At 50.4% G+C, this 22,542-nt stretch carries 18 protein-coding genes; 8 read left to right on the forward strand and 10 right to left on the reverse strand.

The genetic code is table 11. The features are described 5' to 3' along the window. The first annotated feature begins 37 nt into the window (after positions 1–37). From ABXS88_RS10360 to ABXS88_RS10370, 3 genes are all read left to right on the forward strand, one after another. The gene (locus ABXS88_RS10360; protein ID WP_353671970.1) at positions 38–823 is read left to right on the forward strand and encodes a hypothetical protein; all 786 of its coding nucleotides are present in this window, start codon (positions 38–40) and stop codon (positions 821–823) included. Positions 824–900: 77 nt separating this feature from the next. Further along, positions 901–1,074: a hypothetical protein gene (locus tag ABXS88_RS10365; protein WP_353671971.1), complete on the forward strand. Its 174-nt coding sequence runs from the start codon at positions 901–903 to the stop codon at positions 1,072–1,074. Between the two features lie 54 nt (positions 1,075–1,128). Further along, on the forward strand, positions 1,129–2,376 hold the full coding sequence (locus ABXS88_RS10370) for an MFS transporter (protein ID WP_353671972.1): 1,248 nt from the start codon (positions 1,129–1,131) through the stop codon (positions 2,374–2,376). A 50-nt stretch (positions 2,377–2,426) separates the two neighbouring features. Here the strand turns inward: ABXS88_RS10370 and feoB are convergent, their stop codons facing one another. The 3 genes from feoB to ABXS88_RS10385 form a co-directional block, all read right to left on the reverse strand. Next, positions 2,427–4,265: a ferrous iron transport protein B gene (feoB, locus tag ABXS88_RS10375; RefSeq protein ID WP_353671973.1), complete on the reverse strand. Its 1,839-nt coding sequence runs from the start codon at positions 4,263–4,265 to the stop codon at positions 2,427–2,429. A 23-nt stretch (positions 4,266–4,288) separates the two neighbouring features. Beyond that, the gene (locus ABXS88_RS10380; RefSeq protein WP_353671974.1) at positions 4,289–4,528 is read right to left on the reverse strand and encodes a ferrous iron transport protein A; all 240 of its coding nucleotides are present in this window, start codon (positions 4,526–4,528) and stop codon (positions 4,289–4,291) included. 186 nt (positions 4,529–4,714) lie between these two features. Further along, the gene (locus tag ABXS88_RS10385) at positions 4,715–5,902 is read right to left on the reverse strand and encodes a glycosyltransferase (RefSeq protein WP_353671975.1); all 1,188 of its coding nucleotides are present in this window, start codon (positions 5,900–5,902) and stop codon (positions 4,715–4,717) included. 83 nt (positions 5,903–5,985) lie between these two features. Between ABXS88_RS10385 and ABXS88_RS10390 the strand changes: the two genes are divergently transcribed. Continuing rightward, entirely contained in the window at positions 5,986–7,026 is a 1,041-nt protein-coding gene (locus ABXS88_RS10390; RefSeq protein ID WP_353671976.1) for a hypothetical protein, read from the forward strand. A gap of 80 nt (positions 7,027–7,106) precedes the next feature. Here the strand turns inward: ABXS88_RS10390 and ABXS88_RS10395 are convergent, their stop codons facing one another. The 3 genes from ABXS88_RS10395 to scpB all read right to left on the reverse strand — a co-directional run bounded on the left by ABXS88_RS10395 (position 7,107) and on the right by scpB (position 9,621). Next, a complete protein-coding gene (locus ABXS88_RS10395; RefSeq protein WP_353671977.1) occupies positions 7,107–7,469 on the reverse strand; it encodes a DUF760 domain-containing protein in 363 nt (120 codons plus the stop codon). Positions 7,470–8,042: 573 nt separating this feature from the next. After that, entirely contained in the window at positions 8,043–8,843 is an 801-nt protein-coding gene (locus ABXS88_RS10400; RefSeq protein ID WP_353671978.1) for a hypothetical protein, read from the reverse strand. 304 nt (positions 8,844–9,147) lie between these two features. Then, positions 9,148–9,621, reverse strand: a complete 474-nt coding sequence (scpB, locus tag ABXS88_RS10405; RefSeq protein ID WP_353671979.1) for an SMC-Scp complex subunit ScpB — start codon at positions 9,619–9,621, stop codon at positions 9,148–9,150. Between the two features lie 65 nt (positions 9,622–9,686). Between scpB and ABXS88_RS10410 the strand changes: the two genes are divergently transcribed. The 4 genes from ABXS88_RS10410 to ABXS88_RS10425 all read left to right on the forward strand — a co-directional run bounded on the left by ABXS88_RS10410 (position 9,687) and on the right by ABXS88_RS10425 (position 17,732). After that, on the forward strand, positions 9,687–11,210 hold the full coding sequence (locus ABXS88_RS10410) for a peptide ligase PGM1-related protein (RefSeq protein ID WP_353671980.1): 1,524 nt from the start codon (positions 9,687–9,689) through the stop codon (positions 11,208–11,210). A 160-nt stretch (positions 11,211–11,370) separates the two neighbouring features. After that, a complete protein-coding gene (gltB, locus tag ABXS88_RS10415) occupies positions 11,371–16,008 on the forward strand; it encodes a glutamate synthase large subunit (protein ID WP_353671981.1) in 4,638 nt (1,545 codons plus the stop codon). 167 nt (positions 16,009–16,175) lie between these two features. Further along, a complete protein-coding gene (locus ABXS88_RS10420) occupies positions 16,176–17,171 on the forward strand; it encodes a hypothetical protein (RefSeq protein ID WP_353671982.1) in 996 nt (331 codons plus the stop codon). A 93-nt stretch (positions 17,172–17,264) separates the two neighbouring features. Continuing rightward, positions 17,265–17,732: a DUF29 domain-containing protein gene (locus tag ABXS88_RS10425; protein WP_353671983.1), complete on the forward strand. Its 468-nt coding sequence runs from the start codon at positions 17,265–17,267 to the stop codon at positions 17,730–17,732. Positions 17,733–18,042: 310 nt separating this feature from the next. Here the strand turns inward: ABXS88_RS10425 and ABXS88_RS10430 are convergent, their stop codons facing one another. The 4 genes from ABXS88_RS10430 to purC all read right to left on the reverse strand — a co-directional run bounded on the left by ABXS88_RS10430 (position 18,043) and on the right by purC (position 22,485). Continuing rightward, positions 18,043–18,621, reverse strand: a complete 579-nt coding sequence (locus ABXS88_RS10430) for a hypothetical protein (protein ID WP_353671984.1) — start codon at positions 18,619–18,621, stop codon at positions 18,043–18,045. Beyond that, positions 18,621–19,475 carry a UDP-3-O-acyl-N-acetylglucosamine deacetylase gene (gene lpxC, locus ABXS88_RS10435; protein ID WP_353671985.1) on the reverse strand — a complete coding sequence of 285 codons (855 nt, stop codon included), beginning with the start codon at positions 19,473–19,475 and terminating at the stop codon, positions 18,621–18,623. Before lpxC ends, ABXS88_RS10430 begins: the two co-directional genes overlap by 1 nt. A gap of 17 nt (positions 19,476–19,492) precedes the next feature. Continuing rightward, complete coding sequence (locus ABXS88_RS10440; RefSeq protein WP_353671986.1) at positions 19,493–21,559, reverse strand: BamA/TamA family outer membrane protein; 2,067 nt, start codon at positions 21,557–21,559, stop codon at positions 19,493–19,495. A 194-nt stretch (positions 21,560–21,753) separates the two neighbouring features. Next, positions 21,754–22,485, reverse strand: coding sequence for a phosphoribosylaminoimidazolesuccinocarboxamide synthase (purC, locus tag ABXS88_RS10445; RefSeq protein ID WP_353671987.1), 732 nt, complete (start codon positions 22,483–22,485; stop codon positions 21,754–21,756). Between the last annotated feature and the right edge of the window lie 57 nt (positions 22,486–22,542).

Genomic DNA, 22,542 nt, shown 5'->3' on the forward strand with positions numbered 1-22,542 from the left:
CGCTCTCCCACCCCCCCGGGCCCAAGGCCAGCTTCTTTTGTCCTTGTCTTCCGCGGAATCCTCTACGGCCCCGCGTTCTCTTCCCGAAACAACAACCTGGATGTACGGTGCGGGTTGCCTAGCCGGCCTGCTCCTGTTCATTGGGCTGTTAGCTCACTGGCGTCTGCGCTATCTCCGCCAGCAATGGCAACGGGAATTACACCAGGGCCAAAAGTGGGCCGATCAGTATCACCGAACGCTAGCCAAATTACAAAGCTGGGAGCAGAATCCAGACCTCCGGTCAGCGCGCCACTTTACCTTGGCCTACCTGCGAATGCGCCTAGATGAGGAGAATTTTCACTACGCCGTCATTCACCAAATGCGCCAGCAGTTAACCAGGTTAGTCCAGCAGGCCCTACAGTATCCAACGGAGCCATCGACCCCGACCTTATTAGTCGATGCAACCTGTCCTATCTATGCTGAAGTCGAGGCCCTGAATGGCCAATGGCAACGGGAAATTTTACTCCGCTTGCAGATGCAGTTAAGCTATCTACCGACCCAATCGAGTAGTGTGACGGTGGAACAAATTATTACAACCATTATCACTTTTTTAGATGATACGTCCCCTTCCCTGGGGGAAGATAGGGCCTCCAGTCTAGGCCTCCATTTACACTGGGATGAGTTGGCTTATCCGATTCCTACTCTGGTGGTGACCCAAGCCACCACAGCCGCCCACACCTTCCAACAATATTTTCTGCCCGAGGTACCCAGCTTACCCGCCGATCTAGATTGCGCCTCTCCCCTTTCCGCCACAATACCTGAGTTCAATCGATCTCTATCCTAGGTTAGATTCCCGGCAGGGACTGGACTACAGTGTTAGAATCAGCGGAGATCATCTTGCTTTTGTATTTCTGGCTACCTATGGATAAAGCAACTCTCCTAGAACGGATCAATCAAGTCAAAGCCAAACAGAATTTTTTGCTACGTCTGGCCGAACAACCCAACCTAGGGATTCTGCAGTTGGATGTTTCTCAGGCCATTAGTGAACTAGAGGATTTACTCGAAGATTGTGCCAAGACCTTTCCTAGAGAATAACGTTTCTATTCGGTTTCAATCTTGCTGTTTGTCCGCTCGTGAGCTGAATCTTTCGTGAGTACGTTACAGACTTTACGACAATTAGAATCCCAGACCCAACGCAACTTTGCCTTTTTGTTTACTGTTGGCCTGTTGTTTTGGATTGGCCTAACCACCCTGCTACCGACCTTACCTGTCTATGCCCAGGATATTGGGGCTAGTCGCCAGGAGGTTGGTTTTGTCATGGGGGCCTTTGCCATTGGCCTATTGGGGTCACGGGTATGGCTCGGCCAACTGGTGGATCGCCGGGGCCGAAAAATTGCCATTCTGATTGGGACATTTGTTGGTGCTACGGCGCCTCTTGGTTATCTTTTAACCCAGTCTGTCCTGCCTCTGATGGCAATGCGAGCCTATCACGGCATTAGTGTAGCGGCCTTTGCCACCGGCTACAGCGCGTTGGTGGTGGATCTGGCTCCCTTTAAGCAACGGGGGGAATTGGTGGGCTATATGAGCTTGGCAGTTCCTGTGGGCATGGCCTTGGGGCCGGCCCTGGGGGGCTACTGTGTGGAATGGGCCGGTTATACGACCCTGTTTGTTTTGGCTGCCGGCCTGGGCCTGCTGAGTTTTCTCTGTACCTTACCCATCCAGGAACATTCTCCCACCCGTTTGGAATCGGACGCTCACCTCCAGTCCCCGAGTCGTACTATTTGGCAACTTCTGACCAGTCCTTCCCTGCTGGTGCCATCCCTAGTGTTACTATTGGTCGGCTTTGTCTTTGGTAATCTGGCTACCTTTCTCCCCCTATTTATTCGGGAGATCCAGCTTAATTTAAATACAGGCCTGTTCTATAGCACGGCTGCCGTTGCCAGCTTTATTTCCCGTGTTTGGACGGGACGAGCTTCAGATTTTTACGGTCGGGGGGTCTTCATTACGGGGAGTCTGTTAGCTTATTTGGCCTCCATGCTGATTCTGAGTGGAGTTAGTACAATTAATTGGTTTTTGCTGGCCGCTATTCTCGAAGGCATTGGTGGCGGGATTCTCATTCCTATGACCATTGCCCTGATCTCCGACCGCTCTTCGGCCCAGGAGCGGGGGCGTGTCTTTGCGGTATGCGTTAGTGGCTTTGATGTGGGCATTGCCCTGGCAGGGCCAGCCTTTGGCTATGTGGAGGAGTTCACGGGCTTTCGGGGCCTGTTTTTAATCACCAGTAGCTTGGCCTTTTTAGCGATTATCCTGTTTCTTTTGCAGTCAAACCCTGACTTGAAGCGTTCTGTGGCCTTTGCCTTAGGCCGTGGCCGTGACGACTACGCCCTATCAAAATAACGGACTGGCTCTCAAAAGACGAGGCTTCCGGAGTAGGCCCTATCAGAACGTCAATGCCAAAGTAGCGTCACCCCTTGGTAAAAGCTAAAACTCACCGCCCAGGCGATTACCAAGGGAGCAAGCACCGCTAAGAGAGTATAACGCCAGGATTTGGATTCTCCCCAAATAGTTCCCAAGGTGGTTAAACAGGGCACATACAGTAAGCTAAACAAACAAAAACTAAAGCCCTGGGCAAAGGTCATCGTGCGTCTTAGCTCCTCCGTAACGGCTTCATTACTTAAGCCATAGATCACAGTCAAGGCAGCGATTTGGACTTCCTTAGCCACAAAGCCCACAATTAGCGTCACTGTCAAAAAGGGATTAATTCCTAACGGATTCATGAGGGGTTGAAAGATCTTCCCCAATTGGCCGGCATAGGTCTCTAATCCCGTTGTTCCCTGGGGAAAACTCGTTAAAAACCAGATTAAACTGGTGCCGATAACCATAAAAATTGAAAGTCGGGTGACAAATTCTTTCATTTCTCCCCACACCCGCAAAAAAACCTGGTGTAGGCTAGGAAAACGGTAGGGGGGTAATTCGAGGACAAAGGGCTCCCGGACTTGAAAGGCTTTAAAGCGGCTGAAGAGAGCGGCTACCAGAAATGCCGTGACAAAACTCATGACATACAACGAGAATAAGGCAATTGCCCCTTGGGAATTGGGTAACACCGCCGCCAGAATAAAGACAAAAACCTGTAACCGAGCCGAACACAGGGAAAAGGGAATCACCAACATCGCCAAGAGACGCATTCCCCGACTGCGAATCACCCGAGTGCCCATAATCGCTGGCACATTACAGCCAAAGCCCAGCATTTGCAAGACAAAACCTCGCCCATCTAAGCCCACACGTCCCATCAACGTATCCATCAAGTAGGCGGCCCGAGACAGGTAACCACTCCCTTCCAGAATTCCCATCACAATAAAAAAGAGGGCCACCAAGGGAACAAAGGAAAGCAGGGCCGCAAAACCGGCCCAAATTCCATGAAGCAGGAGGTCTTGTAACAGGTTTGGTAAGGGGGCCAAGAGGGGTTCCAGAAGAGTGGATTGAATCCAACCCGTGACGGCATCGACGGGATCAGCACTGGGCAGGCCGACATTCCAAATAAGCCAAAACACCACAAACATGGAAGCAAAAAAGAGAGGAATGCCCAGAATGGGATGTAACATCACCCCATCAATGACATTGGTAAGGGTGCGGGCCGTCACCGAAGGCATGTGCACAATACCGGCGATGACTGCCTCCATCTTGGCCTGTGAAACGGGATTAGCCGCGAGGACATTACCCAATTCCGGAATTTGGTAGGCTTCACTCTGGGCCTTAATCTGACGTTGTATAGCGGTTAACGCTCGCTCACACCCAGTTCCATACTTGGCACTGATGGGATAAACCGGAAAGCCCAGGCGTTCTCCCAGGGCCAAGGCATCGAATTGCACACCGTAACGTTTGGCCTCGTCGGCTAAATTTAAAACAGCAACTGCCGGTAGGCCGAGGGACTGGACTTGGAGCAGGAGACGGATCTGACGATCAATCTGGGCGGCATTGACCACTACCACCAATAAATTCACCGCATAATTTTCTAAAAAGCGCTGAACAACCCGTTCATCCTCAGAAAAGCCGTTCAAGTCGTAGATACCCGGCAGATCCACCACCTCCACGGTTTCCCCTTCCCAGGTCACGGTGGCCTGGAATAGATCCACGGTTAATCCTGGCCAATTGGCAATGGCAGCATTGGCCTTGGTGAGGCGATTAAAAAAGGTAGATTTCCCTGTATTGGGCTGACCAATTAAGGCAATACGCTTTTGAACATCCGCCCGAGCAGAGTTCACTTTTCCCCGCTGACAATGGGCCACGCTGTTTACTCTCTCAATATCTCTTAATGTTCTAACTTAACTGAAACCCATTGGGCTTCACTGCGACGCATCGCTACTTCGGTGGTGCTCCCTATTCGTAGATGCAAGGGGCCTCCCAAGGCCGCCTTACGCAACACTTGGATTGGTTTACCAGGAATAATTCCCATTGCTTCTAGGCGATTAACCAGGCCTTGACCATGGTGACTGAGAAAAACACTGTCTACAAGCGCAACTTGCCCTACCGACAAATCAAGCAAGGTCATTTTTGAGTCTTCCAAACTAAGAAGGATTTGCAATAGTCAGTATAACACGCGGAGAGGGGAGCCATTATTTTTATTTGTCCAGGGTTATATGACTTTGTAGTTGTATTTAGACTGGCTTGGGACGAACCAGACCGTTCTTATCTGCAACCTTGGGACGAAATAAACGGGAGTTGATGACGGATAGCGCTATTCAATCATGCCCATTTCTTGCAGGGAGCGCCGCAGGACTTCTGCCTCTGGACTCCCTTGTTGGTCATAGAGGCTAATGGCCGTTTTAAAAGCTACTAAGCTTTCCGCCAGCAGGCCGGCCTTAAAGGTCGTCACCCCGAGATTTTGATAGGCCTGGGCATAATTAGGATTCAGTTCAACGGCCCGTTGATAGGCCTTGATCGCCTCCAAGAGCTGGCCCTGGGCCTTGAGGATGCGACCTAGATTGTAGTGGCCGGTCGCTAGGGTGGGGTCAATCTGGACAACGGTAGCAAAGATCTTTTTAGCTTGGGCCAAGTCCCCTAAGTCGTGGAGCAAGGCCCCGTAATTATTCAAGGCCCCCAATTTCAAGGGCAATAGGATCTCTTCGTCTAGGGCCTTTTGGTAATGTTTCAGGGCCAATTCCCATTTTTTTTGCCGCTGGTAGGCATTAGCCAGATGGTAATGGAGTTCAAAGCGGACGGGGATTGAAGCCTGGTTGGACTTCAGGCCTTGCTTGAGTAACTTAATGCCCTCTTTTTCCTGGCCCAGGGAATTGTAGAGTGCGCCTAACTTACTGCACAGATAGGCATCCTGGGGATTTTCGGCCAGGGCCTTTTCCAGGAGGGTTTGGGCCCGTTGTTGTTTGGCGCCAAGCTGTTCTGGGCCATAGCCCGTGTGGAGAATGGCAACACCGGGGAGATCCACCACACGCCAGCGGGGTTCCTGTTGCATAAGGGCCAAAACACTATCATCAATGGTTTCGTGGTAAGGCCGGTTAAAGCGCAGGGCCGGATGACGACGAAAAAGACGCGATACCAAGGAATAGGGGGATTGCACAGCCCCCACTTCCTGACGCATTAGGTTCACTACTAAAGTATTGTCTTCGGTCATGGCCCGCTGTATCGAGTCCAGCATTTTGGGATTCAGGGTTTCGTCCGCATCTAAGACCAAAACCCAATCCCCTGTTGCCTTGGCCAGGGCCTGGTTGCGGGCCTGGGAAAAATCCTCGGGCCAAGTTGTTTTAAAGACCTTCGCACCTGCTTTTTTGGCTATGGTGGGGGTTTTATCCTGGGATCCCGTATCCAAGACCACCATCTCCTGAACTAGGCCCTGCACACTGGCCAAGCATTGGGGCAAGCGATGGGCTTCATCTTTAACGATCATGCAGAGACTGAGGGTAGGCATGGGGGAGTCATCCAGAAGGGCGCGTATGATATTTTGGGAAGGCTGTCTTGATTCAGTATTGCCCCAACCTAAACTAACTCACAATGGTCCCCTCTGCTCCCAGCACCGAAGAAATTATCGCCGCCCTCGAAATTCCTACCAATCTCAACTTCGACCTACCCGACCCCGAGGACGAGGCCCTGCAAGACCACGAATTCCAAAGCCAGATCGATAATTTTTGGAAATTGTGCGAGCGCTTTGACCTGCAAACGGAAATCTGGCGGGGGCGTATTCTACGGGCAGTGCGAGACCGAGAAAAACAGGGGGGCGATGGCCGGGGTACGGGTTTTCTTAATTGGCTTAAACAGCGGGAAATTACCAAAAGTCAGGCCTATGCCCTGATTCAGTTGGCCAATAGTGCCGATACTCTACTAGAAGATGGCCAGCTAGACCCGGAATCCATCAACAATTTTAGTAAACGGGCCTTTGTGGAAACCGCCAAGGCGGCCCCGGAAGTCCAAAAATTAGTCAGCCATGCCGCCCACAATGGCGAACGTATTACCCGCCGTGAGGTCAAACAATTGGCCGATGAATGGACGGCCATGAGTTCTGATTTATTGCCCGATGCCGTCAAGGAAAAAGCCACCGAGGGCAGTCTCCCCCCGCGTCACCTGGCCCCCTTGGTCAAGGAACTGGAAAAATTGCCCGAAGGCCATCTCCTCTCCCTGCAAAAGGAAGTGTCCGAAAATCCCGATGTGGATACCGTCAAGCATCTCACTAGTTCTGCCCGGAGTTTATCGAAATATCTAGATGCGGCGGCCCAGGTACAAACCCTCAAGGCTTATCCTTTAGATCTGGAATTGGCCCTGGAGGAGGCCCTGCGCCTGGATTGTTTGGGGACGGCGGCGGATTTAGTCAAACAGGCCACCCAATTGGAACAAACGGCGGCCAAACTGTTCAGTACCTGGAAACGTCTGGGGAGTTTGTCTGACCGGCTCTATGTGGATACTGGGGCCAGTAGCCCTAACCTGCGCTCCCTGTTAACGGCCCTGGAAAACCTGACCCAGGAAATTATTGAAGTGCAGTTAGACGAAAGTGGTGAGCGGTCAGTGCGTCTGCGGATTTTGCAAGACCCCGAAGCCTAACGTTGGGAAAAACCCTAGAAGCGTCCCCCAGGTGGGGGGGATGTTAGGAAGTAAAACTAAGACGTTAGAGACTCTGGTGACTAGGGTAAGTCTAGCCAATCGGAAGAACCGCTAGACCGGCCCTTGAGGGACTCCCCACCCGAGACCAGAGTTTCTAGATTTTTACGCTGTTCCATTTGGCCCAGGAAGTAGCCCGTCATCATAGCCGAGGCCAGTAGATTCGCCAGGCTTTCACGGTTGGTCGTCACCTGAACCTGAAAATCTTCACTTGGCAAGATTCCCAGCAGGCCCTGCACGTTGTGGCTAATGATTTCTTTAAGTTCTGTACTGGCAGATTCAGCGACCCGCGCCAGGGTGTCAGGATGTTGTTGTTGCAGGTATTGGACGAGGGTATTGTGTTCTTGTTCTTCTTCGGAAATTAAAAAGTCAAAGTTAAATTCCATTACATCTCCCAAACGAGCGTTGACATTTTTCCGCGACTGTCTTTTTATTCTAATGCATTGACTGAAGGACAAAAATAGGGAGTGTTACTACCCCCCCCACAAAACTCTAATTAAATTATGGTTTTAAATGATTTTCCGTCCTAGAGAGCTTTGAGCAACGGCTGAGCGCTATGTCCTACTGTCTTGGTAATAACCCCGTGTGCAACTATTTTTTAGGTCTTGATTGACAAGGCTTTCAAAACTCAGGAATGTTAGAGTATCGCCTGGAACCCTTATTCTGTCGTTCTTAGTTGCACATCGCGTTAATACTAAATTGCCAACTGCCCCCTCTTTTCCTGAAAGGGGAGAGTTTTAGCCGGCCAGCCATATAAACGAGACGACCTGGAGAGCTTCGGCCTTGCTGAGTGATTCCAAGGCAACGATGAACCTGCTCCTAAAACACTTACTGAAAAAGGATTTTGAATACCTGTTTCTCTCTTCATTAAAACTCAGTTTCTGGTAGGGGTTCCAGTGGGAGAAAGCTTTGTCGAGTGTTATGAATGAGATATGTTCCGATGAAGCAGGGCTGTTAACTTATTTTCTTGTTTTCTTCTCAAGCAACTTTCTCATACTTTCAGTAAAGCCTCGTGATGCCGCTTTGCTTACTGCAACTTGATTAACAAGGAATATCAATATTTGTCTGCATGTTTCTGCATATTCCAAGCATTGTTCATCAGATTCAGCGTGAAGTCCTTCACTGAGTGCTGAATGTAAAGTTGCAAGAGGATTCATCCCCTCCGGCCTCAGTATCGGAGGTAATAAATCCTTGACTAAGTCAATTTTTTCCTGTGTTACTATCGTTTTTTTTGTCTTGCTTAAAGCATCTTGGTATTGAGATAACTCTTGTTCAGTCAATAAGTCTGCAATTTCATCCAATAAGCTATCAATTATCTCTTCTACTATTCGTCTGTAATATCCGAATGCACCTATGCCATATCCTTGTGATTCACATACAAGCCCTTTATGATAATAACTTGAATGCTCTCCAAGAAGTTTTTCTATATTGACATTACCTTTGGTTATCCAAGCTGGATACTGACCTACTTTCATAAACCATTTCTGGTTATCATCTACTTTAATAAAAAAGACTCTTTCAAATTTTTGGCAATGATAGCAAAGATAGACTGCACGAAAAATAATACCATCAATGGGATAATTTGCGTAATTCAAGTTCTCCCAGTATTCATTTTTCATAGCAAATGTTTGGCTAGACTTACAGATCGGACAATCCATATTTATTTGAACGACTGGAAGTCTGTCGGTTGTTGGGGGGATTTTTGCAACGCTGAACTTTCTGTAAAGCGGATATTCTTCTAAAAAGTTTTTGTATGGCATAAAAGGTTCCTGAGCATGGATTCTCACAAGATAAACATGGATTATACAGAGACTATTCTTGTATCATGCCACATACACATTCCTAAAGTACCGTATATCGCTCTAAGCAGAGAAAGTACAACAAATAATTTACTTAATATGCTAAAAGTATGCTGTAGCGATCGACTTACCTTTTTTATGGACTCTACGCCATCCCGAAATCTTCTGGTCGTAGTGCGTGAGTTTATTCACTTCAAGCAATACTCTTCCTGAACTGAGTAACTTTGGCTTTAATAACCTATATTTTGACTGTTCCTAGGCGAATCTAGCCCAAAATTGAAGAAAGCTGGTCAATTTCAAAATATTGCTGGAATTTATCCGTGATTTCGAGCCAATAGGAACGGCCCTCAGTTTGGCGGCGCTTGCGGATAAATCCCTGTTCCACCAGGTCTTGAATGTGTTGATAGGCCCCACTACCCCGGAGTTGAATCACTTTGGTTTGCAAGATTGGTGATTTCAGGGCGATGGCCGCCAGAGTTCTGAGGGTGCCGGTGCTGAGGTCGGCGGGAACGAGGTCTTGAATCAGGGTCTGGAAGGCAGACCGCAATTGTAGACAATAGCCCGTTTCCGTTTCGATCACCTCTAGGGCACTATCCCGGCGAGCATAGTCTTCCATTAATTCTAAAAGTGCATCTTCCACACTGGGCCGGTCTTGCTGGGTGATCTCGCTCAGTTCCACCAGGGTCAAGGGCCTGGCCTGGAGATAAAGAATCGCTTCAATTTGGGTTGCTAGGCGCATGGAGATGGAGAAGAACAAGTTCGGCGGTAGGATAGGGAGGCAAGCGGGCCCATCCCCAAAATACCATGATATCCAGTACACCGAGTCTATCCCCAGAACAGTGGGAATCCTTCCATCAGCTACAGCACCAACTCCGGGGGCCTGCCCATAGCGAGGCCTTTCTGGACAAGGAGGGAGGGGATATTTTGGTGTTGCCGTCCTTTAGTCTAGACCAGAGTGTAGGCGAAAAAATACCCGGCTTTCTGCACTACGAGGAGCGGCTCCTCTTTTCCTTAATTCGGTTGCGCAATCCCAAAACCCGTCTCATTTACGTGACGGCCCAGCCCCTGTCACCCCTGATCGTTGAGTATTATCTGCAACTGCTGGCGGGTATTCCCTTTTCCCACGCGCGGGAACGCTTGCTCCTCTTCACTGCCTACGATAATGCCTATAAACCCCTCACCCAAAAAATTCTAGAACGTCCCCGTTTAATCGAACGGATTCGCCAGGCCCTGCGGCCGGGCCGTTCCCACATCGTTTGTTTTAATGCCACGGCCCTGGAGGCAGAGCTATCCCTACAACTCCAAACACCCCTGCTGGCAGCTAGTCCGGCCCTGGCCTACTGGGGGTCAAAAAGCGGGAGCCGGGAAATTTTTGCCGAGGCCGGTGTGTCCTACCCCGACGGTAGTTTTTTAGTCAATTCTGTAGAGGCCCTGTTAGCGGAAACGGTGGCCCTGTGGCAACGCCAGCCCCACCTGCGACGGGTAATGGTCAAGCTGAATGAGGGCTTTTCGGGGGAAGGCAATGCCATTTTTCCTTTGCCGACGGATCGGACGGCTCAGGCGGCCTCACCGGAACTGCTCCAGGCCTATTTACCCTGCTTGCAATGCCAGGCCCAGGGAGAAACCTGGGAAAGTTTCCTGGCCCGGATTCCCAGCCTTGGGGCCATTGTCGAGGCCTTTGTGGAGGGGGCAGAAAAGCGGTCTCCCAGCGTCCAGGGCTATATCAGTCCCCAGGGAGAGGTGAGTATTCTTTCTACCCATGACCAGATTTTGGGCGGTCCTGACCAACAGATTTATCTGGGCTGTCGTTTTCCCGCCGACGACGGCTATCGTTTGGCCCTGCAGAATTTAGGTCTCAAAATTGGCCAAGTGTTGGCCCAGCGGGGGGCCATGGAGCGTTTTGGCGTTGATTTTATGGCTGTGCGTCAGGGAGAAACTTGGGAGTTAACTGCCATTGAGATTAATCTGCGCAAGGGGGGAACGACCCATCCCTTTATGACCCTGAAGTTATTAACCAACGGCATCTACGACCCGACCACCGGCCTGTTCTATAGTCAGGAGGGCCAGCCGAGGTATTACCTGGCCTCGGATAATTTGCAAAAACCCCAATACCATGGTCTCCTGCCCGATGACCTAATGGATATTATCGCCACCCACGGCCTACACTACAACAGCACCACCCAAACAGGGACGCTGTTTCACCTGATGGGGGCCCTATCGGAATTTGGTAAACTCGGCCTGACTTGCATTGGTCGTTCTCCGGCAGAGGCAGAGGCTATCTACCAAAAAGTGGAGCATTGTCTCGACCAGGAAACGGCTGACCCTTAATCCTCGACCTGTCTCAGCGAGACGGATTGAAACCGCTTAACATTTCCGTAATAATAGAAAACCCTAGTCTTTGATCGTGTTAAGCGTCACCACCAGGATGCTCGGGATGCCCCGTTAATCCCCGAGACTATTTTTCCTTGCCCACCCCTCCCTAAACACCATGAATCGCACGGCTGCCGTTTCTTCCCCCTTCCTTGGTCAACCCTGGCTCGTTGAAGAACGAGATGCCTGTGGCGTTGGTTTTATTGCCGATGTCCAGGGCCAGGTCAGTCATACCCTCGTTCAACAGGCTCTCAAAGCCCTGGGCTGTTTGGAACACCGAGGTGGCTGTAGTGCGGATGCGGATTCGGGCGACGGTGCGGGCATGATGACGGCTATTCCCCGACAACTCTTGGCCCAGTGGTTTACGCAACGCAATTTAACCATGCCGGATGTAGAGCAGTTGGGGGTGGGCATGGTCTTTCTACCCCAGGAACCCGGTGCTCGGGAAGTGGCCAAGGGTTATGTCGAAGAAGTAGTCCGAACCGAGAAGTTAACGGTTTTGGGTTGGCGAGAAGTCCCTGTTAAACCGGAAGTCTTGGGGCCCCAAGCCCGCAATAACCAGCCCCACATGGAGCAAATTTTAGTCACCTGTCCGGCAGGTTGTTCCGGGGATGAGTTGGATCGTCGCTTGTACATTGCCCGGTCTCTGGTGGGGAAAAAGTTAGCGGATGATTTCTATGTCTGCTCCTTTTCCTGTCGCACCCTTGTCTATAAAGGCATGGTTCGTAGTGAGGTGTTAGGGGAATTTTACCTCGACCTGCAAAACCCTGATTACCAGAGCAATTTTGCGGTCTATCACCGTCGCTTCAGCACCAATACGATGCCAAAGTGGCCTTTGGCTCAGCCCATGCGCCTACTCGGTCATAACGGCGAGATTAACACTCTGCTGGGCAATATCAACTGGATGGCAGCTCGGGAAAAGGGTCTCCAAGTTCAAGGCTGGACTGAGAGCGAATTACAGGCCCTGACCCCAGTGGTAAATCCAGCCAATAGCGATTCCTACAACCTGGATAGTGCCATGGAGTTATTGGTTCGCACGGGTCGTAGTCCCCTGGAAGCAATGATGATCCTGGTGCCTGAGGCCTACCGCAATCAACCAGCCCTGAAGGATTATCCTGAAATTGTCGATTTCTACGAGTACTATGGGGGCTTCCAGGAGGCCTGGGATGGCCCGGCCCTGTTGGTTTTTAGCGATGGCAAAACCGTCGGGGCGGGTCTAGACCGCAATGGCCTGCGGCCGGCCCGTTACTGCATCACCAAAGATAACTACATTGTGGTGGGGTCGGAAGCTGGAGTAGTGGATCTCCCCGAAGCTGACATTATTGAAAAAGGACGCCTGGCTCCTGGCCAGATGATCGCTGTTGATCTGCAAAATCAGCAAATCCTGAAAAACTGGCAGATTAAACAACAAGTTGCCCAAAAACATCCCTACGGTGCTTGGCTCCAACAGTACCGTCAGGAAATTCGCTCTGAGCAGTTTTCTGAAAGCACTCTTTTTAATGATCCGGCCCAGGTTCTGCAACAACAGACGGCCTTTGGCTATAGTGCTGAAGACCTGGACATGGTGATCGTGCCCATGGCCAGCCAGGGGAAAGAACCCACCTTTTGCATGGGGGATGATACCCCCCTAGCCATTCTTTCCAGCAAACCCCACCTCCTCTACGACTACTTCAAACAACGCTTTGCCCAGGTGACGAATCCCCCCATTGACCCCCTGCGGGAAAATCTGGTGATGTCCCTGAGCATGAGTTTGGGAGAACGGGGGAAATTACTGGAACCCCAGGCGACTTCAGCTCAGTTGATTAAATTACAATCCCCAGTCCTTAACGAGCTAGAACTGGCCCAGATTCAACAGTCCAGCTTGCCCTCTGCGATACTCTCCACCCAATTTGACCTGACGGCCGGCCCTTCAGCCCTGGAAAGCGCGATCACGGCCCTGACCCAATCTGCCACGGAAGCAGTCAAAGCCGGAGCGAAAATCCTGATTCTGAGTGACCGTCCCCAGGGCCAAGCGCTAACGGAAAATACCAGCTATATTCCCCCCCTGCTAGCCGTAGGAGCTGTGCACCATCACCTCATTCGGTCGGGCCTGCGTCTCAAGGCCTCCCTGGTCGTCGATACGGCCCAATGCTGGAGTACCCATCACTTTGCTTGCTTGATTGGTTACGGCGCTTCGGCGGTTTGTCCCTACCTGGCCCTGGAATCAGTACGCCAGTGGTGGCAAGACCCCAAAACCCAAAAGCTGATGGAAAACGGCAAGCTCAATGCCATTACCTTAGCTAAAGCCTTGCAGAATTATCGTCAATCGGTGGAAGCAGGCCTGTTTAAAATTCTCTCCAAAATGGGTATTTCCCTGCTGGCCTCCTACCACGGGGCCCAGATTTTTGAGGCCATTGGTCTAGGGGCTGAGTTGGTGGAATTGGCCTTTGCCGGAACAACCAGTCGAGTGGGGGGCCTGAATTTAACGGAAGTGGCCCAGGAGGTGATCGCTTTCCACAGCAAGGCCTTCCCGGAATTAACTGCAAAAAAATTAGAAAACTACGGGTTTGTCAACTACCGTCCCGGCGGCGAGTACCACATGAATTCCCCGGAAATGGCCAAGGCCCTGCATAAAGCAGTGGCAGCCTATCAAATGGGGGCCAATGGGGTGAATCAAGAAGCCTATAACCATTACGAGGTCTATCGCCGTTATCTTCAGGAGCGTCCAGTCACGGCCCTGCGGGATCTTTTAGATTTCAATCCCGACCGCACGGCAATTCCTTTGGATCAGGTTGAATCAGTCGAAGAAATTGTCAAACGCTTCTGTACCGGCGGTATGTCCCTAGGGGCCCTCTCCCGCGAGGCCCATGAAACCCTGGCCATTGCCATGAACCGCATGGGGGCCAAATCCAACTCCGGCGAAGGCGGCGAAGATACGGTGCGCTATCTCAAACTCAATGACGTGGATAGTGACGGCAATTCTCCGACCTTACCCCACTTAAAAGGCCTGCAAAATGGCGACACCGCCTGCTCTGCGATTAAACAAGTGGCCTCGGGTCGCTTTGGGGTCACGCCGGAATACCTCACCAGTGGTCAACAGATCGAAATCAAAATGGCCCAGGGGGCCAAACCCGGTGAGGGAGGCCAACTGCCAGGGGCTAAGGTCAGTCCCTACATCGCCATGCTACGTCGCTCTAAACCCGGTGTTACCCTCATTTCACCGCCGCCTCACCATGATATTTACTCTATCGAAGACTTAGCTCAACTGATCTTTGATCTACACCAGATCAATCCTGTGGCTCAAGTTTCGGTCAAACTGGTGGCGGAAATTGGCATTGGCACCATTGCCGCTGGGGTCGCCAAGGCCAACGCTGATATTATCCAAATTTCGGGTCATGATGGGGGGACAGGAGCCTCTCCCCTGAGTTCCATTAAACATGCCGGTTCTCCCTGGGAATTGGGGGTGACAGAAGTCCACCGCGTCCTTTTGGAAAATCAACTACGGGATCGAGTCCTGCTCCGGGCCGATGGCGGTCTGAAAACGGGCTGGGATGTGGTCATGGCAGCCCTAATGGGGGCTGAGGAATTTGGCTTTGGTTCCATTGCCATGATTGCGGAGGGCTGTATTATGGCGCGGGTCTGCCATACCAACAATTGTCCGGTGGGAGTTGCGACCCAGCAAGAACGTCTGCGCCAACGCTTTAGCGGGGCCCCTGGACAGGTGGTCAACTTCTTCTACTTCATTGCCGAGGAAGTCCGCTCAATCCTGGCCCACCTGGGTTATCGCCGTCTTGATGATCTGATTGGCCGTACCGATCTACTCAAAATCCGCTCGGATGTGCAGTTGAGTAAAACCCAGGCCCTGAACCTAGACTGTTTGCTGAACCTGCCCAACGTCAAAGAACACCGAGAGTGGCTCCAACATGAAGCCGTCCACAGTAATGGCCCTGTTCTGGATGACACGATCCTGGCCGACCGGGATATTCAGGATGCCATCACCCACCAGAGCCAAATTACTAAAACCTATCACCTGGTGAATACCGACCGTACCGTGGGGACTCGTCTCGCTGGGGCAATCGCCAAACAGTATGGCAACAATGGCTTTACTGGCCAGATTACCCTCAATTTCCAAGGAGCGGCGGGCCAGAGTTTCGGGGCCTTTAACCTAGATGGCATGACCCTCCACCTGCAAGGAGAAGCCAATGATTACGTCGGCAAGGGCATGCACGGCGGGGAAATCGTGATCGTACCGCCACCGAACGCGACCTATGCCCCCGAGGATAACGTCATTATCGGTAATACCTGTCTCTACGGCGCGACTGGGGGAACCCTCTACGCCAATGGCCGGGCTGGGGAACGCTTTGCGGTTCGTAACTCTTTGGGTAAAGCCGTGATTGAAGGGGCCGGCGACCACTGCTGTGAATACATGACGGGCGGGGTTGTCGTTGTCCTGGGGTCTGTGGGCCGTAATGTCGGAGCGGGCATGACCGGTGGTCTGGCCTATTTCTTAGATGAAGACAACAGCCTACCGGAGAAAATTAACCCCGAAATTATCAAACTGCAACGGATTACTTCACCCAAGGGAGAAGAGCAGTTAAAGGCCCTGATCCAGGCCCATAGCTCACAGACAGGTAGCCCGAAAGCTAAACGGATTCTGGCAAACTGGTCGGATTATCTGGGCCAATTTTGGCAGGCTGTACCACCATCAGAAGCCAATTCCCCGGAAGTGAATGCTACGGTCTCAGTGGTAGGAGAAAAGACGTTAACGTCGGTATAAGTTACTCAAAACTTGGTTAGTATGAGGGGAGCAATCTTAAATCTCCCCTCACCTAACAGATATTGGCAAAATTTTGTGAACTCAAAGCTATGCACTAACGCATTCTACAAAATCAGCGATTTTTCTTTATTGTTTAATGTTTAATTCTAAAACTGAAAGCTAAACTAATGAGTGAATTATCCCAGAGTAACGATGAAATTCTGGCACTGTTAATCGAAAAACAGACTCATAAAATTATAGAAAGCTATAATAAGCAAGATTGTTATTTTTCGATTAGGCAAAACTTTGATTTGGAGCAGTTCCTATGGATTATTGCAACACAAATTTATTCATCTATTGGGGAGAAAATAGATTTTATTAAAACCAAGAAAATTATAAAACAATATCAAGCATCAGCTTATTCACTTCATGCTCTTGAAGAAAAAAACAAGAGGCAGGAACAAAAAAGAATTGGGCTTGAAAAAATCCAGAAAAGAAAAGATATTATATACGGCGAAATCGAACTATTAGAGTCACAACTAGGACAAATACTTGATCAAAACATCCTAGACAAATCAATTAACAAGTCAACGCAAGAAAAAAATATTCTATTAAAAATAATTAAATTCAAAGAAGAATTGCAAAATTTATTTGTGACGCAAAGAGAAATGATATTATCTGAAATAAAACAGGCAGAGATTGATTACGATTTTGTGCTTATAGCAAAATTAAAATTTCAAGATCTCGTCTTCCTTGAAGAGAAAATAGAAAAAATCAGCAATGAACTATTACAATTGAGCACCCAGATTAATTCAAAGGTGCAAGAAGAGGAAATGGCTGAAGAAAAGAAAAAATCATACTTCTTGGAAATCATAAAACAGGTAGAAAATACCCTTGGCAAAGAAGATATTTTGATAGAGATACTTGAATTAATTGAATCACAACTAGAAATTGATTATCAATTAATGAAAGTTGATTCTAGTATATCCAATGATTTAAGAGCGGATGAATTAGATACAATTGAGTTATCAATGGAAATTGAAGAGTTAGTCCATGTAGAAATCCCCAATGAACTACTGGGATCATATCGTGTAGGTGGATTATCTGACGGGACATCTTATCCTATTTCTTGCTCAATCAGAGAGCTTCTAGAATTTATTTCAAGCAAGCTAAATACACTTTAAATATTGAGGTAACAGACCAAGCACTTACCCTAATGAAAGTATTATTTATCTTATCTGTTTTTTACTCTTATTAATTTAACAATCTGCTGAAATATGAGAGAAACACTCTATAACAATGATTTCCAAGGATGGATTGAAGAAACGATTCATCACCTAGAAAACCAACAATTTGATCAATTAGATATTCAAAACTTAATTGAGGAATTAGCAGAATTGGGACGTTCGGAAAAAAGGTCATTAGAGAGCAACTTGATGATTTTGATTGCCCATTTGCTCAAACTCCGTATTCAACAAGACGTGCCGGAAGCCATGAAAGGTAGTTGGTATGATTCTGTCGTTGAACATCGTCAACGGGTTTGCAAAAGCCTACGAGATACCCCTTCTCTCAAAGGCTATCTGGCATCAGCAATTGAATCAGCCTATCCCGATGCCCGCAAGGTAGCGATTAAGGAGGGAAAATTAGCTAAGTTCGGCGTTCGTATTCCTCCAGAGTTCGATTATCCTCCAACCTGTCCTTTTACCCTAGAACAACTACTAGATGAGGATTTTATGGGGGGCTAGCCTTAATCAGTCTAAATTCAGTTACTAATAAAGCGTTAGTTTTTTGGTAAGGATTCAGGTCATACAAAAAGCATCCAAATTCATGCTGTGTAACGATTTGGGCTAATTACGGCAAAATCTTCGTTCTCATTAAGAAACGCTGAAAGCCTTAATTTTCATGCTTATTGAGAATGAAACTGTTAGTTTAGCGAGTTCTTAGATTTTATAAGTCGCTCTGTGACCATGTTTAAGGCACCTGAATCCTTACCTTGTCTCTCCTCTTTTTTATTCGATCTTTCGCTCTCTGATAGAAGAGCGATAAACTCCTCAACTACTCTTTATCTAGCCATTCGGGAGTCAAGGTACGGAAGTCAAATTGCGCTACGTTGGGATGACAGGCCACGCAACTCTTGACGGTCATATCCGAGGGTAGATCTACCCGGGGATGCAGGGCCTTGAAAAAGCGGGATTTCTCGGCGTAGAGAGGTACCGGAGTATTGGGGGGCAAGGGCCGGGAAAAGGTACTGACGTAGTCCCAGATCAGCAACTGCGTTAGACGGTTGAGGTTGGGAATTGTCGTCCCAAAATGCTTATCGGGCCGGCGCAGGATTTGTTGCCAACTTTCCAGGGGCAAGACTTCGGGCGGCAGGGCAATATGACAGCCAGCACAGGTTTCAAGATAGGCTTCAAAGCCCGGTTGGTAGCGGCTGGGAATGGGATCGACTGGACGAGCATTGGCTGGGATTCCTCCAGGGGAGGGGAGGGCCTCCGGGAGTGTCACCTGGGCTACAGGGCCAGGTAAAGAGGGCAATTCTAGGGCAAGGGCTAGGCCCCAGCCCAAACTGCTACAACAGAGCCACAGAAGTCCTAGGAGGAGGTAGCGTTGCCAGCGTGAAGGGAAGAAGGACATTAACCAGTACCCCCGGAAGAATCAAATTGTTGCTGGGCCCAATCCTCAAGCTGTTGGGCAAGACGGGTGTGGAGCCGATGGCTGGCCTTGTAGGCCACGATATGGGCCTGGGGTAAGGAGCCGAGTAAAGCGAGATCCCCTAGCAAATCCAACAGTTTGTGACGCACCGGCTCATCAGCAAAACGGAGGGGGGGATTGAGCCAGGTTTCATGGTCACAGACAAGGGCATTCTCCAAACTGCCCCCCTTGATCAGGCCGGTTTCTCGGAGGTGGGCTATTTGGTCGGCAAAGCCAAAGGTGCGAGCCCCCGCTAGGGCCTGGGCAAAGTTCTCTGCCTGGGGTTGCCAGGTTAACCACTGCTGCCCGATGGGGGCATAGGTAAAGTCAATACCATAGCTTAGACGTAGGTCGGGACTGGGAAAAGCCGCCACAAAGGCATCCTTTTCCTGCACCGACAGGGGCATTGTCAGAACCCAAGGCGTTTCGCCAGTAGCATAGGGTGTTAGGCCACTACTCTCTAAGGCCTGAAGCCAGGGAAGGGCCGAACCATCACAGAGGGGGACTTCCGGGCCATCAATGTCTATGCGAACATCTTCAATCCCTAAGGCCACCAAGGCCGCTAAAAGATGCTCTACGGTGCGTACGGTGGCTGGCGGGGTTCCTAATTCGGTAGAAAGTAGACTCTCCCGCACCTGACGGAGATTTGCCGGAATGATTGGTTGGTCGGGTAAATCCACCCGCACAAAAAAGCGGCCCTGGCCAGGGGAAGCAGGATGCAGGGCCACTCGAGTCGTCAGGCCCAGATGCAACCCGACCCCTTCAACAATCACGCTGGTGGTTAACCGATGTCCCATGTCTATCCCTACCATGGCTAGAATTTTTCCCCGATACCAAAGTTAACGCGAGAATCTCCTTGGTCGTTAAAGCCGTAGTCAATCCGAATCGGCCCTACCGGCGATTGAATCCTGACCCCAATACCGTAGCCTAGGCCAGAACCGGGTAGCCCCCGGACAATGGAGGGAAAACCAGGAACCGCCCCTGCTGAACCCAGGGTTGAACCATAGTCCACGAAAAGGGCTCCCCCGACAGCCGCCACAATGGGAAACCGATATTCTGCTGTGGCCTGAAAATAACTGCGACCACTGCCCACATCACCTTCGGCAAAACCTCGAACGGAGTTGCTTCCTCCCAAAATAAAGGCCTCATAGGGCGGCAGGTCTCCCAAAACCGTACCGGCTTGGACGTTAAAGGCCAGGGCCTGGGGTTGGGTACTTTCAACGAAGCCAAAGCTAGTGAGGTCAAGCCAGTTAACGGGCAGATAGAAACTATAACTACCCCGCAGTCGCGTCAGGAAAATGGCCCCGGAGCCGATGGGAACCGTTTGTTCCACCCCAAAGCGCGTGAAGGAACCACTGGTGGGCTGGAGGGCATTATTACGGGTATCCTGGGAGGCCCCGAAGGAGAGCACCCACAGGTCATCAACCCCACTGCCACTGAAGGACAGGGGCTGGGAACCATAGCCGTTTAACGGAGCCGACAGGGGAGAAAGGTTGCCGTCGGCATCTTCAATGCGGACATTCTGGTAAACAAAGCCGGTGGACAGGCGCCAATCCGGGATCGTGAAAACATCCTTGGCAATGGGTCGAGAAAAACTAATCCCGGCTCCCGTCCTGACAACTCGGGGACTATCTAGGTTCTCTAGGGTTCGGATTGAGGACGTATCGCCGTCAAAAACCAGGGAAATCGTCCGCCGCCGGAAAATATTAGCGGTGTAGGAAGTTCGGTAGGGATCGCCGCCAATCCAGGGATCGGTAAAGCTGGCATCAAAGAGGAGTTCCCGTTCCCCTACCTGGAATTCCACCCCAACGGTCTGGTTATTACCCCCCATGTTCCGTTCTTGATAGCTGATGGTGCCAAACAAACCGCTAGTGCTACTGACTCCGGCCCCGGCGGCCACAGACCCCGTATTGCCCTCCACCACATCAACATTGACCACCACTTCTCGGGGGTCAGTACCTGGGGTAAAGGAGAGTCGTGCATCTTCAAAGAGGCCCAGGCCGTAGACCCGTTGTAGGTCTTTTTGGGCCGTGTTGCGATTAAACACATCACCGGGTTTTAACTGCATCTCCCGCGTCACAATAAAATCCCGCGTCCGTCCATTGGCGGGTTCATCTTCGGCATTAAAATAGCGAACCTGAATGTTTTGAATTACCCCTTCGGCGATAGTCAGGGTAACTGTGCCATCTTCGCCGACCTTGGGGGATCCCACCACCTGGGCCAGGTCGTAGCCATTGCTGGAGTACCATTCATTAATTTTTTTGATGCCTTCCTGGAGATCCCGGAGATTGAGAATCTTACCGTACTGGCCACTGAAGGTATCCTGCACTACTTGGGGCGGTAACACGCCAGCTTTATCTGTTGCCGGTACCGTTTCGATCTGTACCTGTTTAAAAATGGGATTAGGTTGCACCGCAAAGGTTACCCGTACCCCTAGGGGCGTATCCGAGGGCGTGGCCTGAACATTGCTAAAGAAACCCGTGGCATACACCGCATTAATATCTTCCTGAAGCTGGGTTCTAGTTGTCGTGCGGCCGGGCTGGGTACGAATGGCGTTATAGACCAAGACCTCAAGTTCTGGAGAGGCCCCGCTGACCACCACCTCACTGACAAGAACCCTGGGTTCAGCGGCGGGTGCTGTTTCTGCACTACTGGGCGGCGTTTCTGGGGCCGGTGTGGTGGGAATAGGTGTATCAGCGGCGGGAGGAACGTTCGGAGTCGGGGGCGTTTGGGCCTGGGAATTGTCGGATGATGGGGGATTAGCAGTTTCTACGGGAGAGGAAGGAGGCGCGGCAGAGACCGCCGGGGGGTTGACCGCTGAAACCCCTGGGGCACCAAGGGCGATTACGGTTGCCGCCAGCAGGCCGCTTAAAACTGGCAATACAGTTGCGCTTTTAATCTCGTTTGACACGTCCAAACACCCAATCCAGCAATAAAGTGAATAAATTTTCAGGCAAAACTAAACAGGAATAATAACTGATCTCGGTCAGGCCGTTGTACGACGACAGCCCCAATTCAGGAGCATTTTAAACGGTTATCTTGACCTTTCTTAATACAAAAGGTTCCACAATAGCCCTAAGTGTAGGCCGGGCCTAGCTGGGCTAGTATCCGCTGTTGGACAGTTTGATAGGCGGATTCCACTTGGCCAAGATCCTTGCGGAAGCGGTCTTTGTCTAAAACGCGGGCCTGGGGATCGCTTTGCTGTTGATCCCACAGCCGACAGGTATCGGGGCTAATTTCATCGGCTAACAGAATTTGTTGGTGCGAATCCAAGCCAAACTCGAGCTTGAAATCGACGAGGGTAATCTCGCAACGCTGAAAAAAAGCAGAAAGGTGTTCATTAATCCTCAGGGCCAATCGTCGCAATTCCTCCACCTGGGACGGAGTCGCCAGATTGAGCAGACGTAAACGGTCGGGGGTGAGCAGAGGATCCCCCAGAGCATCATCCTTGAGATAAAATTCCACCAAGGGGAAGGGTAAAACGGTTCCCTCAGCCAGGCCCGTTTGTTTGCAGAGACTGCCCGCCGCAATGTTCCGAACTACCACCTCTAGGGGAATAATTTGGACACTCTTGACCCGTAATTGTGTCGGTGCAGGTTGGTCAAGGTAATGGGTAGGAATGCCGAGGGAACCGAGCCAGGCAAAGAGGGCCGCCGTAATCGTGCAATTAATTTCGCCTTTACCCTGGATTTGCCCACGCTTCTGGGCATTAAAGGCCGTGGCATCATCTTTAAATACCGTTAATAAAACGTCGGGATCATCCGTGGCATAAAGAATTTTGGCCTTACCCTCGTATCGTTTTTCCATAGTATGATTTGCTGTTCAGTCCAGTTGCTTGATTGTACCCCAGCCCTGGCCAGGCGC

This window comes from Synechocystis sp. LKSZ1 (genome assembly GCF_040436315.1).
Classification (GTDB): domain Bacteria; phylum Cyanobacteriota; class Cyanobacteriia; order Cyanobacteriales; family Microcystaceae; genus Synechocystis.

Bases quoted from the DNA above. Each gene is read 5' to 3' on its own strand.
- ABXS88_RS10365 (WP_353671971.1), top strand. From the start codon at position 901: ATGGATAAAGCAACTCTCCTAGAACGGATCAATCAAGTCAAAGCCAAA.
- ABXS88_RS10380 (WP_353671974.1), bottom strand. From the start codon at position 4,528: ATGACCTTGCTTGATTTGTCGGTAGGGCAAGTTGCGCTTGTAGACAGT.
- ABXS88_RS10385 (WP_353671975.1), bottom strand. From the start codon at position 5,902: ATGCCTACCCTCAGTCTCTGCATGATCGTTAAAGATGAAGCCCATCGC.
- ABXS88_RS10390 (WP_353671976.1), top strand. From the start codon at position 5,986: ATGGTCCCCTCTGCTCCCAGCACCGAAGAAATTATCGCCGCCCTCGAA.
- ABXS88_RS10395 (WP_353671977.1), bottom strand. From the start codon at position 7,469: ATGGAATTTAACTTTGACTTTTTAATTTCCGAAGAAGAACAAGAACAC.
- ABXS88_RS10400 (WP_353671978.1), bottom strand. From the start codon at position 8,843: ATGCCATACAAAAACTTTTTAGAAGAATATCCGCTTTACAGAAAGTTC.
- scpB (WP_353671979.1), bottom strand. From the start codon at position 9,621: ATGCGCCTAGCAACCCAAATTGAAGCGATTCTTTATCTCCAGGCCAGG.
- ABXS88_RS10410 (WP_353671980.1), top strand. From the start codon at position 9,687: ATGATATCCAGTACACCGAGTCTATCCCCAGAACAGTGGGAATCCTTC.
- gltB (WP_353671981.1), top strand. From the start codon at position 11,371: ATGAATCGCACGGCTGCCGTTTCTTCCCCCTTCCTTGGTCAACCCTGG.
- ABXS88_RS10420 (WP_353671982.1), top strand. From the start codon at position 16,176: ATGAGTGAATTATCCCAGAGTAACGATGAAATTCTGGCACTGTTAATC.
- ABXS88_RS10425 (WP_353671983.1), top strand. From the start codon at position 17,265: ATGAGAGAAACACTCTATAACAATGATTTCCAAGGATGGATTGAAGAA.
- ABXS88_RS10430 (WP_353671984.1), bottom strand. From the start codon at position 18,621: ATGTCCTTCTTCCCTTCACGCTGGCAACGCTACCTCCTCCTAGGACTT.
- lpxC (WP_353671985.1), bottom strand. From the start codon at position 19,475: ATGGGACATCGGTTAACCACCAGCGTGATTGTTGAAGGGGTCGGGTTG.
- purC (WP_353671987.1), bottom strand. From the start codon at position 22,485: ATGGAAAAACGATACGAGGGTAAGGCCAAAATTCTTTATGCCACGGAT.